This window comes from Selenomonas sp. WCT3 (assembly GCA_900100835.1).
Taxonomy (GTDB): domain Bacteria; phylum Bacillota; class Negativicutes; order Selenomonadales; family Selenomonadaceae; genus Selenomonas_A; species Selenomonas_A ruminantium_E.
Genome location: FNCM01000014.1, coordinates 60,429 through 73,277 on the forward strand (window position 1 = coordinate 60,429; position 12,849 = coordinate 73,277).

Sequence of the window (12,849 nt, forward strand, 5' to 3'; positions counted from 1 at the left end):
AAAAAACTCCATGGCGAACGCCATGGAGCTAACATTTCGATTTGGAGCGGGTAATGGGAATCGAACCCACCTCTCTAGCTTGGGAAGCTGGCATTCTACCGATGAACTATACCCGCATCGACTTCTATAGTTTAGCATTTTTAGGACAGAAATGCAAGAATTTGCGAATAATATTTTTACGATATTGCAGGGGGGATAGGTTTTCCGATATAATGTAAGTGGGAGAGATTACGCCGAAATCGGCAGCTCTCGGATAAGGTTTTGGGAATATGAAGAGAAAGGAGAATGCTTATGAGCATTACCGGCATTATGAATGGGCTTAACAGCTCACTCAATTCGCTGAATAAGGTTCATGGTGCGCAGAGCAGCAGCATCCAAAAGATTGCTACGGGTTCTTCGCATCCTAGTGCGTCTTACGGTCCATCCGATTACGCGATTATTCAGCGCACGTACTCCAATATCGGGGCAGTATCTCAGTCCAATAGCAATTCGCAGACGGCAAATTCCATGCTGTCCACGGCTGCAGGGGCAGTCAATGAGACGGTCAGCAACCTGACTTCTCTTCGCTCCACACTGCTAGAAGCAGCTAACGGCACCAATGCGAACACCGACCGCGCTGCTTTGCAGAAATCGGTGGAGCAGACCATTGCTTCTATTGATGACAATGCCTCGGTAACTTACAACGGCAAGCGTTTGCTTGATGGCACGCAGTCGTTGACCGTAGCTGGCGAGAACGGCTACAACACAGTGAATCTTGGTAACATGACGTCCCATGGTCTTGGCCTTACGGACAGTGAGGGAAAGAGCACCATTGATTTGACGGACGCTTCGTCCATCAGCGATGCGCTGGACAAAGTCGACAGTGCCCTCAATGCTGCTACGGACCAGGCAACCAGCATCGGTGCTGCCCAGCAGGGACTTACCTATCAGTCGTCGAATTATACGACGACCCAGGAAAATCTTGAAGCTACGGCAACGACGATGGATGGCACGGATATTGCAAAAGAATCGGTCAATCTGGCCAGTGCCAATACCCAGGAGCAGATGGCAATGTTTGCCATCAAACAGGGCTTGCAGAGCCTCAGCCAGCAGACAGTTGGCGCCTTGGGCGGGCTTAACAACCACAGCCGTGGTGCGGCCGTTGGCATGCTGATGTAATCTTGATAAAAGAGAGGTCGTAAACGGCCTCTTTTTTAGTGCAGCAATTCCTGAATATCCTGCATGATTTTGACATGGGGATAGTTTTGGAATTCTTTGGCGCTGGTGGTGCCGGTGGTTACGGCGGCGAAGTCTACGCCGGCATTTTGGGCGGCGCCGGCATCGACGTAGCTGTCACCGGTGTAGAGTACCTGGTCTTTGGGAAGCTGGAAGTAGTCTAGGGCCTTTTGGATTCCCTCTGGGGCTGGCTTGTGGGCCGTGACGTCATCGCTGCCAATTATGCGGTCGATGAGTTCCGGGACACCGTCGGCCGTAAATTTTTCCTGAATGCGGTGGCGGGTTTTACTGGAGATAATGCCAATCTTGGCACCTTTATCACGCAGAGCCCGCAGGACGGCAAGGGTGTGAGGGAAGAAGTGGGTGCCGGCAGTCATATAGCGGTCCGCTTCCCCTTTGTAGATCTCCAAGAAGGCCAGGGCTTTTTCCTCATCTTGGGATTGGATGACTTCCTTTATGGCATCCATCATGGGCAGGCCGATGGTGCGACGGATGTCATCATCTTCGCGCTGGGGCCAGCCGGTTTTATCCAGGGTGATATGAAAACATTTCAAGATGGCGGATTCGGAGTTGACCAGGGTATAGTCGAAATCAAATAAGTATAAGCGATAATTTTTCATGGGTGTTCCTTTCTGCTAACGGGAAATCTCTTTTATGATAGCATAGAATCCTATTGAAGAAAACGAAGGAATCACGTAGAATAAAAGGGAAGAAGTAATCGACAGAAAGTACGGGGGATACAGATGAAATACGTGGTCGTAGACTTGGAAATGAATCCAGTAAGCCGGGAATTCCGCGATGTGCGCCGCAAGATGAATGAAGAAGTCATCGAGTTTGGCGCCGTGCGTCTCGATGAAAATTTTGAGCAGGAAGCAGAATTTCAGTGTTATGTAGCTCCCGCCTATGGCCCTATAAAAAAACATATCACCAATCTTACTGGCATTACCCAGGCGATGGTGGAGGGGAAGGAGGCCTATGCGGTCTGCTTCCAGAATTTCGTGGATTGGATTGGGGAGGCAGAAACCAAAATCTATTCCTGGAGCATGTCCGATATCAAGCAGCTGAAAAAAGAATGCCGCTTTAAGATGCCGGAGTTCGATGTGACATGGCTGGATGACCGCTGGGTCGACTTGCAGCAGGAGTTTGATAATCGCTTGGGGCTGCATAACAGTTTGGCACTCAAACACGCTTTGGGGGCCATGGATCACCAATTTGAAGGTACCCAGCATACGGCGCTGGCGGATGCCATCAATACCAGTGCCATTCTGGTACTCATGCAGGATGATGAGAAGTTCCGGGCGACGATGCAGCCCGTATTGGACATTCTCCAGCCCAAGGAAGATTTGGCCAGCTCCATTGGGGATTTGTGTCCGGATCTGTTGAAATTAAAAGATAATTTGTAATACAATTGTGCTTTGCTGGCATACAAATGGTGTAACTGTTTATTTTTCTCTTGCTGATTGATGGGTATTATGTTATGATATTATCAATTTTAAAGGAAATGACGATACATCAAGCTCCGTCCTTTAGAGGATGGAGCTTTTTTTATACGCTGACCAGTCAGGAGGAGATGGAATGAGCAAAATAATGGGGGTGCTTGGCCCAAAGGGGACGCATAGCGAGGCGGCAGCCAGTTATTTGAACGGGCGGCTGGACACGCCGTATGAGCTGGTGACGGTTCCGGACCTCTTTGAATGCCTTCAGGATGTGGACGAAGGGCGATTGGATACGGCCCTGGTTCCCGTGGAAAATTCGCTGGAGGGGGCAATCAATATAACGTTGGACACGCTGGCTCGCAGTGAGACGTTGGAGGTGGCTAGGGAACTCATTTGGCCGGTTCACAATCAGCTCATGGCTAAATGTGGGGCGGATGAAATTCGCCGCGTTTATTCGCATCCCCAGCCTATTTCCCAGTGCCGGGCCTATCTGCAGCAGCATTATCCCCAGGCGGAGATTGTCAAGGTTTCCAGTACGGCTCGGGCGGCAGAGTTGGTGGCGGCAGAATCGGCGTCCTCTGGCTGGGCGGCCATTTGCACGGAGCGGGCTGGTGAATTAAACGGCCTGCACACGATTGCGGCGGAGATTCAGGACAATATGGCGAACTGCACCAGATTTTTCCAGGTTCGCCGCCGCGGAACGGGCAATCCATTTTTGCCGAAGGAAAAGGTGTTAATTATCTGCCAGATTGATGGCCAGAAGGCCGGTGCCCTTTACGATGTGCTCAAGGAGTTTGCCGAGCGGGGCATCAACATGACCCGCATTGAATCCAGACCGGCGCGTACGGAACTGGGGGCGTATATCTTCTTTTTCGATTTGGAGTACACGCCGGATGAAAAAGCGTTGCAGGAGTCCATTGACGCCGTGGCGAAGAAGAGTATTTGGCTCAAGAATTTGGGGACGTTTCCTGTTTATACAGTAGAATAAAGACGAGAAGGGGTATATCTATGGTAATTATCATGAATGTCGATGCGACGGCAGCGGAAATCAAGGGAGTTATTGAGGCGGTCAATGAAGCGGGGCTTGAAGCCAAGGTTATGGAGGGCAGCCAGCAGAAAATTGTCGGGGTTATCGGCGATAAGACCAGGCTGGCCAGTGTGGCCATTGATGCACTGCCGGGGGTGGAAAAGACGGTATCCATTTCGAAGAGCTATAAATTGGCCAGCCGCGAGTTTCATCCCCAGAGCAGCGTTATCGATGTGGCTGGGGTGAAGATTGGCGATGGAACACCGGTAGTCATGGCAGGCCCCTGTGCCGTCGAGTCGAAGGAGCAGCTCTTTGAGGCTGCGGAAATCGTTAAGGCCGCCGGAGCACAGTTCCTGCGCGGCGGCGCTTATAAGCCGCGTACTTCGCCGTATTCCTTCCAGGGGTTGGAGGAACAGGGCCTTAAGTATTTGGCGGAAGCCCGTGAGCGCACTGGTCTGCGGGTGGTTACCGAGGTGACTACGGTAGAGGCCATTGACGGCGTAGCGGAATATGCCGATATGCTTCAGGTCGGTGCCCGCAATATGCAGAATTTTGGCCTGCTTAAGGAAGTTGGCCGCTGTGGCAAACCGGTTCTGTTGAAACGCGGTTTGGCCGCCACCATTGATGAGTGGCTCAATGCTGCTGAGTATATTATGAATGAAGGCAACCCTAATGTTGTCTTGTGCGAGCGGGGCATTCGCACCTATGAGACCTATACGCGCAATACCCTTGATCTCAGTGCGGTGGCGGCAGTAAAGCATCTCTCCCACTTGCCCATCATCGTCGATCCGAGCCATGGAACGGGTAAGTGGCGCATGGTAAAACCGATGGCCTTTGCGGCTGTTGCTGCTGGTGCTGATGGTCTCATGATGGAAGTTCATCCGAATCCGGCCAAAGCCCTTTCTGACGGACCGCAGTCCCTGACGCCGGAGAACTATCAGGAAGTCATGGCTGGCATCCAGAAACTGTCCCAGTTCATGAAACAGGAAAATATCGTGCCGATGGATATTTAAAGGCGGATATCCCGGTATAAAAAAGAGCCGCTGACTCCGGGAAGTCAGCGGCTCTTTCACAATCAATTATTTATCAAGTTTTACTACGTCAGGTTTAGCACCGTTTTCAATGCAGTCTTTGGTGATAATGACCTTGCGGGGCTCATCGGATTTGGGAATATCAAACATGATGTCGAGCATGACATCTTCGATGATACCCTTGAGGCTGCGGGCGCCAGTCTTGCGCTCAATGGCTTTTTTCGCAACGGCGCGCAGGGCGTCTTCTTCGAACTCGAGCTGCACGTGGTCCATAGCCAGCAGTTTTTCGTACTGCTTGACCGGCGCGTTCTTGGGTTCGGTCAGAATGCGCAGCAGGGCGTCTTCGTCGAGGGTTTCAAGGGTGCAGATAACCGGCAGACGGCCGATGATTTCTGGAATGATACCGTACTGCATGAGGTCTTCCGGACGAACCTTGTGAATGAGCTCATCAAATTTCGGTTTGTCGTCTTTACCCTGTACGTCGGCGCCAAAGCCGATGGAGCTGGTCTTGGACAGGCGCTTGCCGATGACATCGTCAATGCCTACAAAGGCACCGCCGACGATGAATAGGATGTTGCGGGTGTCGACTTTGATGGTGGGCGCTTCCGGGTGCTTGCGCTGTCCGCGGGAGGTGAATTCGACGACACTGCCTTCCAGCATTTTTAACAGTGCCTGCTGGACGCCTTCGTGTCCCGGGTCGGCCGTAATCGAGTTGTTAGCACCGGATTTGCGGGCAATCTTATCGAATTCGTCCAGGTAGATGATGCCGTGCTCGGCTTTTTCGATGTCCTTGTCGGCGGCATAGTAAAGATTGCGGACGGCAACCTCTACGTCAGCACCGACAAAGCCTGCCTCGGTGAGGCTCGATGCATCTGTTACGGCAAAGGGGATATCGAGCAGCTTGGAGAGGTGGGAGAGCAGGGCCGTTTTGCCGCAGCCCGAGGGGCCCAGCATGATGACGTTGGATTTTTCGATTTCGGTGCCATCGTCATTTAGATAGCCGTACTTCATGCGCTTGTAATGGTTGTAGACGGCGACGGAGAGGATTTTCTTGGCTCGATCCTGGTTGATGATGTATTCATCCAGGTACTCTTTGATGATATGGGGCTTGTTCTTGGCCAGTATATCGTCAAGCTGGCCGGCAAAAGCCTTCGACTCCTCCTGCTGGGCAGCTTCTTCGTGCTCATCCAGGAAGTGATTGATTTCCCGCACGCAGTTTTTGCAGATGGCAAAACCGGTGCTGGGGTCGTATATTGGCATATCGTATTGGTCACGGACTTTGATGGTGCGCTTGCAGAAGCTGCACTGATGGGTGATAACTTTCTTTTCCATGGGAAACGTCCTTTCCGGCTCATTGATTTCTATTTGTAGTATTATTATCTTATATAAGAGAGCTTTTTTCAAGGAGTAGCGTCAGCCACTTGCAATTTTCTGCTGATGTGAGACAATAGGGTTGAGATTTTATCCCCAGTATTGAGGAGGAAAGAAATGTCAATCAAGCTTTTTGTGACAGATTTGGATGGTACGCTGCTGCCAAGCGGTCAGCAGGTATCGGATGAAAATATAGCAGCTGCCCAGGCGGCGGTAAAAGCCGGTGTTACCGTGACGATTGCCACCGGTCGTATGTACAAGGCAGCATTGCCGGTGGCTAAGGCACTGGGGGTGGATGTTCCGATTATCACCTATAATGGGGCCTTGATTAAAACTGTGGCTGGCGAGGTGCTGTATAGCAATTATCTGGCGCCGGAGCTGGTGTGCCGGGTGATCGATTACTGCCGGGAGCGGGACTGGTACCTGCAGATTTACAGTCAGGATGAACTGTATTATGCTGAGTTCAACCAGTATGCCCAGGCCTATGAAGCGGATCAGCAAATCAAGGGCCATGCCGTTGGCTGGGAGGGCCTCAAGGAACATACGGCGGAAGTATGCAAACTGCTCTCCATTACCGATGGGGCAGCGGAGACCGATGCCCGCATTGCCGAGCTGCGGTCGGTTTTTGGTGACGTGCTTTCGCCGGTGCGTTCCAAGGCACAGTATGCAGAAATCATCAACCCGGGGGTCAGCAAGGCAGCGGGGATTCGCAAGCTGGCAGAGCGGCTGGGGATTTCCATTGCGGATACCATGGCCATTGGCGATGCGGAGAACGATTTGCCCATGTTAAAGGCCGCTGGCCATTCGGTGGCTATGGGAAATGCCGTGGCTGCGGTCAAAAAGGTCTGCGAGTACGAGACCGGGAACTGCCTGGAAAACGGCTGGGCCGATGCGGTGTTCCGCTATGTTTTGGAACAGGAATAATTATCGGATTCAATCTTTGGGTTAGAAGGTGAAATGATGGATAAAGAATTAGAGGCTGTTGAAGAACAGGTGAAGAAAGAAGATAAATTTCGGCTGGTCATTGTTACCGGCATGTCGGGGGGCGGCAAAACCCAGGCCTGCCGCTATATGGAGGACCTCGGTTATTTTGTGGTGGATAATCTGCCGGCGGTGTTCATTCCCAAATTCGTCGAACTTTGCAAACATGCCGGCGGCCATGTGGGCAAGGTGGTATTGGTGGTGGATACGCGGAGCCGCGAGTTTTTTGACACCTTTATCCACACGTTGGATGATATGGATCGGGATGATGTTCCCTATGAGATGCTCTTCATGGATGCATCCGACCCGGTGATTATCCGCCGTTATAAGGAGACGCGCCGCCGTCATCCCATGGCGCCATCCTCCCGCATTTCCGATGGCATTGCCAAGGAGCGCGAGCGGTTGGCACTGGCCCGGGCCAAGGCAACCTATATTATTGATACCTCAGAACTCAAGAAGGTTGAGCTGCGGGATAAGATTCATCGTTTGTTTGGCACCAACGAAGGGGAGCAGATGAGTATCAATGTGCTGTCCTTTGGCTTCAAGTTTGGCATGCCGCTGGATGCTGATTTGGTGCTGGATGTGCGCTTCCTGCCGAATCCCTTCTATATTGAATCCATGCGCCATAAGAGCGGTGCTGTTCCTGAGGTGGCCGAATACATTGCCAAGTGGCCGGTAACCCAGGAGTTTCTCAAGCATTTGGACGGGATGCTTGATTTTTTGGTGCCGCAGTATGTCAAAGAGGGTAAGAGCCAGCTAGTAGTGGCTGTGGGCTGCACAGGGGGCATGCATCGCAGTGTCTTTACGGCCAAACACATCTATGACCGGCTGGCAGCCAAGGGGTACCCCGTCAAGGTAGAGCATCGCGACCTCATGAAAAATGACGTCCGCGAACATGTGCGTGAGGAGTGTTAAAGGGATATGCATTTATTGAAATGGCTTTACCCCGGCATGAAATTCAAGCGATGGCTGCTGCTCTTTTCTGCTGGCGTCATGCTGGTCAGCTTGGGGTTGGCACTGATTTTTAACTATAAATATCTGGATTATATCGAAGAGGCGATTTTCCGGGCTGTGTATCTGTGGAAGGGCAGTTATAACTACATGTTTTCCACCCTTATCGGTATCGCCGTGGTAATCCTGGGGGCTGTACTAATGCTGGTGGCAACCCGCTTTGTCATTCGGTCGGTTATCACGGTGCTGCTGCCAGACAACTCGGAACGGTTGGTGGATATTATCTACGAAAAACGTCGCCTGGGCAAAGGCCCCTCCGTTACCGTGGTGGGGGGCGGTCATGGTCTGTCGGTGCTGCTGCGGGGGATTAAGTCTGCCACCAGCAATGTGACGGCGGTGGTTACTGTGGCCGATGATGGCGGTTCTTCCGGGCGTTTACGTGAGGAGCTGGGCATCATTCCGCCGGGGGATTTACGCAACTGCCTGGTGGCGCTGGCCGATACAGAGCCCCTGATGGAAAAGCTGTTCCAGTACCGTTTCCGTGGCGAAAGTGAACTGGCAGGCCATAGTTTCGGCAATCTCTTCATTGCGGCGATGAACGAAGTCACGGGAGATGTGGAGCAGGCTTTGAAGGAGTCCTCCAAAGTTTTGGCGGTTAAAGGTCAAGTGCTGCCGGCATCGAAAGACCATGTGCGATTAGATGCCGTTATGGAGGACGGTACCGTAGTCGAAGGTGAGTCGAATATCCCGGAGGTTCACAAGCGGATTCATCGGGTACGGCTTTTCCCGGAGCATGTCCAGCCGGTACAGTCGGCACTAGATGCGCTGACTTCGGCGGATGCCATCATTCTAGGGCCGGGAAGTCTCTACACGAGCATTATGCCGAATTTGCTGGTGGACGGTGTGGCAGAAGCCCTGCGCAAAAGCAAGGCGGTGAAAATCTATATCTGCAATGTCATGACTCAGCCAGGAGAGACGGATGGTTATACAGCTTCCATGCATGCCAAGGCGATTATTGAGCATGGTGGCAAGGGAGTTATTGATTACATGCTGGTCAACAGCACCCCGATTTCTTCGGATATGCAGGCTTTTTATGCCAAGAAAGGCGCTTATCCGGTGGAAGTGGATGAAGAGGCCATCAATGCCCTGGGGGTAGGTTTTGTCAAAGCGGATATCATTAATGAGACGGACGTCATTCGCCATGACCCGGACAAATTGTCCCGAAGCGTCATGCAGATGGTTTATCGGCTTCAGCCCAGTGCCTTGAAGGGCTTCGATGTCAAAAATCATTGAGAGCAAACGAACGATAATATAGGAGTGAGCTGCTATGCCGTCATTTGCGACGGAGGTAAAAAATGAGCTGGCCCGCTTGAATTACGAGCAGAGCTGCTGCCGTACGGCAGAATTGGCGGCGCTATTGCGCATGGGGGCAACAATCACCTTTGGCTTGCGCCGCACTTTTGGCTTGAACTTCACCACGAAGAATGCTGCTGTCGCGCGGAAGACGCTGCAGCTGCTGAAAAGCGAAGGCGGCAATATCCGGACGGAGATAACTGTGCGCCGTTCCCGCCAGTTGAATAAAAACAACAACTATACGGTGCGAGTAGTGCCAGCCCCCCCCGTGGCGGAACTGTTGGAAAAACTGGGATTCTTGCAGGACGAAAGCCTCAATATGACAACGGATATGGCACTGCTGAAGAAAGCCTGCTGCCGCGTTGCTTATCTGCGCGGTGCCTTTCAGGGCGGCGGCAGTGTGAACCGGCCCGAGGCCAGCTATCATTTGGAACTGGTGACGGGAAGTTATGGTTTGGGGAATCTCTTAAATACGCTGTTAAAGCGCATGGGCTTTCCCGTTGGCTTTACCGACCGGAAGGAGGACTATGTCGTTTATCTAAAGGAAGGCGATGCAGTCATGGACTTTTTGGCGATGATTCAGGCTGACGAGGCGGTAGAGGCCTTTGAAGTGGCCCGGAACGTTAAGGAGGTTCGCGAACAGGTCAACCGGCTGGTAAATTGTGAAACGGCCAATCTGCAAAAAACCGTGGATGCCGCTGGACGGCAGCTGGAGTATATAAAGCGGCTGCAGGAAGCGGCGGTTAAGCTGCCGGCAAAATTGCGGGCGACGGCGGAAATGCGATTAAAACATCCGGATGCCAGTTTGACCGAACTGGCGGAGATGCTGGGAGTAAGCAAGTCGGGAATGAATCACCGCATGCGGAAACTGCGCGAATTGGCAGAGGAATTGCCGGAGGGGTAATAGTATATTAGGAAGAAGGATTTTTGTTGCATTCAATCAAACGGATTATATTGGCAGCGGCGGTAATGCTGCTGCTGTTCTTGGGCTGGCTGCTGTTGGGGCCGATGCCGACGGGAGTACCTATTTTGGAATATCATATGGTAGCAGAAGTTGACCCGGAAGAAGGGTGGACTTACAATGTGCCGCCAGAGGATTTTCGCCAGCAGCTGGATTATCTTCAGCAACAGGGGTATACAACCATCACGCCCTTGGAATTCATGAAGGCGAAAAAAGGCAAGCTGGATTTACCGGAGAAACCGATTATCCTGTCCTTTGATGACGGTTACGAAAACAACTACACCACCATGCTTCCTATATTGGAAGATCACAATATGAAGGCTGTTGTCTATATGGCGACCAACAGTATTGGCCGGCCGAATTATCTGACCTGGGATGAGCTCCGGGCGTTGCAGGACCATGGGGTAGAAATCGGCAGCCATACAGCCAATCATCAGCCTTTGACCCATTTGGATCGCGAAAAACAAATGGAAGAGATGAAACTTTCCAAATTACTTATGGAGTGGAACGGCATACGGACGGTATTCTCCTTCTCGTACCCCAATGGCGAATTTTCGCCGGAGATGCCGGAGATGCTCAAGGAGAATGAATATCTTACGGCGGTGACAGGGGATGCTGGCCTGAATACCTTCGAGACGAATCCCTATCTGTTGCAGCGGACGAATATTCCGCATCCGCGCTTTGGCTTGATGGAATTCAAGCTGCGGCTGCTCAAGGCCGAGGTTATGACAAAGCTGGGAATCCATCAGCATTAATTGAAGGGCGTGAAGAAAATTTACCAGGCAAGAAAAATAATGTGGGGAACATTGGTGACGGCATTGTTATGCTGTATCCCGTTGACGGCGATGGCTTCGGAGCGTACCGCTAACCATAAGGGAACAACGGTGGTCCATACGCAGTCCGTCAAGGAAAATAGTAGGACGACAAAAAACGTGAACATCAAAGAGAGAATACAAGCCATATTGAACAGCCAGAATAAACCGGCAAAGAAAGCTTGGGTAAAACCCTCCAACGTTATGCATGAAATACCAATGGTATCAAAAGACGAGGGCGGGACGCTGCTCTTTTCGGATAGTCCGGAGTATGTGGAGCGGAATGGCATTTTGTATCAGGATACCGTAAGCGGTGATGTACGGGTTCTCTATTATCATCTTAACAATACGAGTGAGCCGAAAAAAATCGCGGTGGTATTGGAGAATAAATACGAAGGGACAAATGTCATTCATATTACCCGCGGTGGTAGTGGTACTCCTAGCGACCACTATATGAAAGTGGGCAAAGCCGTGCAAATGCAGTATTTTGGCCAGCCTATGGACCAAAAAATTGTTTTGGGCGAGGGCGTAGCAAAACTCCTGCAGGAGGAAATGAACGCTATTTTGTTGCAGCCGGGAGAATTGGTGTCGGGGATGTATGATTTCTATGCTGACCACCCGGTGAAGGTAAGTGTGTTGATGCTTGATGTTTATGGTGACCCGGTTACCGAAGCGCGGAATTTGCCGGTATTGCCAAAAGATGCCGTATGTCTGAGAGGGACTTTTACTGGAATGAATCGGGTTATGACTTCGACTCGGGAATATCATCCGGAGACCGATGGCATTATGTATTTTCCCGTAGCCGATGACAGGCGGGATAAATACCGGCAGGGAATCGATGCAACCGATGGAAGCGTGGTAAAAGATGAGGGGAACTATGGAATCGTCTATCGGATTCAGGTTCCAACGGCTGGCGATTGCAAAGTGCAGTATTACTTGTGCCCGTTAGGCGGTGTATATGCTGGTGCGGTGCGAATGAAGTATGGCGAAGTCGGCCCGGATATGTTGCCAACGCCGCAAGGGCAGGTTTATTTTGGTGATAAAACCCCAGCAGAAACCCAAGAGCAGGAAGAGTTGCGTGAAAAAGGAATTGTTGTGTTGACGAAATCGGCGGAATTGGCAGATTTGGGAGTATACCGCGCCGATAAATCCGTATGGATTGAGTATTCCCCGCCAGGAGCATCGAATCTGCCCATAAGTATCATTATGGTTCCCGTACAATAAAAATTTACGAATAACAAAGACCTGTTGCTTCTGTAGAGACCAACAGGTCTTTGTTGTAAATTATAGGCTATCGGTTAGAGCTGGTAGGAGGAGCTGCTCCCGAAAAAAGGCCTTCCCCTCTGGGGAAGGTGGGCGCGAAGCGCTCGGATGAGGTATTGGCTGCTCACCACCGGAGAAATACTTCGACATCAAATGACCTAACTGGAAAGATTTTTTCAAAAAGTGTTGACAAATGATAAAAGAGCGTGTATCATAGTACAAGTCGCTGAGAGATACGGCGAAAACAAAAACAACGATAAGCCTTGACTGGCAAGCGGTTGTGGGCGTTTTCACCGAAAAGCTTCAAAAAAGAATTTTAAAAAGTTCTTGACAGAAACAAATCGATGCGATATAATAAATGAGTCGCTGAAATGAGCGACAGAGATTGTTCTCTGAAAACTAAACAATGTAAAATGAAATCATGCAACATGATTTAAGCCAGATGTTA

General features: G+C 51.1%; 12 protein-coding genes and 1 tRNA gene. 10 read left to right on the forward strand and 3 right to left on the reverse strand.

The window, feature by feature from the left end:
• Positions 1-42 precede the first annotated feature (42 nt).
• Positions 43-116: transfer RNA gene (locus BLQ36_RS11165), tRNA-Gly, on the reverse strand.
• 175 nt (positions 117-291) lie between these two features.
• On the opposite strand from BLQ36_RS11165, the gene BLQ36_RS11170 reads away from it, so the two are divergent.
• Positions 292-1,158 (forward strand): flagellin, encoded by an 867-nt coding sequence (locus tag BLQ36_RS11170; RefSeq protein WP_074515663.1) that lies wholly within the window; start codon positions 292-294, stop codon positions 1,156-1,158.
• Positions 1,159-1,193: 35 nt separating this feature from the next.
• Here the strand turns inward: BLQ36_RS11170 and BLQ36_RS11175 are convergent, their stop codons facing one another.
• On the reverse strand, positions 1,194-1,835 hold the full coding sequence (locus BLQ36_RS11175) for an HAD family hydrolase (protein ID WP_074515664.1): 642 nt from the start codon (positions 1,833-1,835) through the stop codon (positions 1,194-1,196).
• A gap of 123 nt (positions 1,836-1,958) precedes the next feature.
• Between BLQ36_RS11175 and BLQ36_RS11180 the strand changes: the two genes are divergently transcribed.
• The 3 genes from BLQ36_RS11180 to aroF all read left to right on the forward strand — a co-directional run bounded on the left by BLQ36_RS11180 (position 1,959) and on the right by aroF (position 4,691).
• Positions 1,959-2,618 (forward strand): 3'-5' exonuclease, encoded by a 660-nt coding sequence (locus BLQ36_RS11180; RefSeq protein ID WP_074515665.1) that lies wholly within the window; start codon positions 1,959-1,961, stop codon positions 2,616-2,618.
• Positions 2,619-2,790: 172 nt separating this feature from the next.
• Positions 2,791-3,639: a prephenate dehydratase gene (gene pheA / locus BLQ36_RS11185; protein ID WP_074515666.1), complete on the forward strand. Its 849-nt coding sequence runs from the start codon at positions 2,791-2,793 to the stop codon at positions 3,637-3,639.
• A 20-nt stretch (positions 3,640-3,659) separates the two neighbouring features.
• The gene (gene aroF / locus BLQ36_RS11190; protein ID WP_074515667.1) at positions 3,660-4,691 is read left to right on the forward strand and encodes a 3-deoxy-7-phosphoheptulonate synthase; all 1,032 of its coding nucleotides are present in this window, start codon (positions 3,660-3,662) and stop codon (positions 4,689-4,691) included.
• A gap of 66 nt (positions 4,692-4,757) precedes the next feature.
• Here the strand turns inward: aroF and clpX are convergent, their stop codons facing one another.
• On the reverse strand, positions 4,758-6,041 hold the full coding sequence (gene clpX / locus BLQ36_RS11195) for an ATP-dependent Clp protease ATP-binding subunit ClpX (protein WP_074515668.1): 1,284 nt from the start codon (positions 6,039-6,041) through the stop codon (positions 4,758-4,760).
• Between the two features lie 156 nt (positions 6,042-6,197).
• On the opposite strand from clpX, the gene BLQ36_RS11200 reads away from it, so the two are divergent.
• Genes BLQ36_RS11200 through BLQ36_RS11225 form a run of 6 tightly spaced genes read left to right on the forward strand, consistent with a single transcriptional unit; the run spans position 6,198 to position 12,362 of the window.
• Positions 6,198-7,004 (forward strand): Cof-type HAD-IIB family hydrolase, encoded by an 807-nt coding sequence (locus tag BLQ36_RS11200; protein ID WP_074515669.1) that lies wholly within the window; start codon positions 6,198-6,200, stop codon positions 7,002-7,004.
• A 36-nt stretch (positions 7,005-7,040) separates the two neighbouring features.
• The gene (rapZ, locus tag BLQ36_RS11205; protein WP_180364874.1) at positions 7,041-7,976 is read left to right on the forward strand and encodes an RNase adapter RapZ; all 936 of its coding nucleotides are present in this window, start codon (positions 7,041-7,043) and stop codon (positions 7,974-7,976) included.
• 6 nt (positions 7,977-7,982) lie between these two features.
• Positions 7,983-9,305 (forward strand): gluconeogenesis factor YvcK family protein, encoded by a 1,323-nt coding sequence (locus tag BLQ36_RS11210; RefSeq protein ID WP_074515670.1) that lies wholly within the window; start codon positions 7,983-7,985, stop codon positions 9,303-9,305.
• Positions 9,306-9,339: 34 nt separating this feature from the next.
• A complete protein-coding gene (gene whiA / locus BLQ36_RS11215) occupies positions 9,340-10,269 on the forward strand; it encodes a DNA-binding protein WhiA (RefSeq protein ID WP_074515671.1) in 930 nt (309 codons plus the stop codon).
• Between the two features lie 26 nt (positions 10,270-10,295).
• Complete coding sequence (locus tag BLQ36_RS11220; protein WP_412583094.1) at positions 10,296-11,081, forward strand: polysaccharide deacetylase family protein; 786 nt, start codon at positions 10,296-10,298, stop codon at positions 11,079-11,081.
• A gap of 54 nt (positions 11,082-11,135) precedes the next feature.
• Positions 11,136-12,362, forward strand: coding sequence for a copper amine oxidase (locus tag BLQ36_RS11225; RefSeq protein WP_143558752.1), 1,227 nt, complete (start codon positions 11,136-11,138; stop codon positions 12,360-12,362).
• The last annotated feature ends 487 nt before the right edge of the window (positions 12,363-12,849 follow it).

Excerpts from the sequence above, each read along its gene's own strand:
- BLQ36_RS11170 (WP_074515663.1), top strand. The coding sequence starts at position 292 with ATGAGCATTACCGGCATTATGAATGGGCTTAACAGCTCACTCAATTCG.
- BLQ36_RS11175 (WP_074515664.1), bottom strand. The coding sequence starts at position 1,835 with ATGAAAAATTATCGCTTATACTTATTTGATTTCGACTATACCCTGGTC.
- BLQ36_RS11180 (WP_074515665.1), top strand. The coding sequence starts at position 1,959 with ATGAAATACGTGGTCGTAGACTTGGAAATGAATCCAGTAAGCCGGGAA.
- pheA (WP_074515666.1), top strand. The coding sequence starts at position 2,791 with ATGAGCAAAATAATGGGGGTGCTTGGCCCAAAGGGGACGCATAGCGAG.
- aroF (WP_074515667.1), top strand. The coding sequence starts at position 3,660 with ATGGTAATTATCATGAATGTCGATGCGACGGCAGCGGAAATCAAGGGA.
- clpX (WP_074515668.1), bottom strand. The coding sequence starts at position 6,041 with ATGGAAAAGAAAGTTATCACCCATCAGTGCAGCTTCTGCAAGCGCACC.
- BLQ36_RS11200 (WP_074515669.1), top strand. The coding sequence starts at position 6,198 with ATGTCAATCAAGCTTTTTGTGACAGATTTGGATGGTACGCTGCTGCCA.
- rapZ (WP_180364874.1), top strand. The coding sequence starts at position 7,041 with ATGGATAAAGAATTAGAGGCTGTTGAAGAACAGGTGAAGAAAGAAGAT.
- BLQ36_RS11210 (WP_074515670.1), top strand. The coding sequence starts at position 7,983 with ATGCATTTATTGAAATGGCTTTACCCCGGCATGAAATTCAAGCGATGG.
- whiA (WP_074515671.1), top strand. The coding sequence starts at position 9,340 with ATGCCGTCATTTGCGACGGAGGTAAAAAATGAGCTGGCCCGCTTGAAT.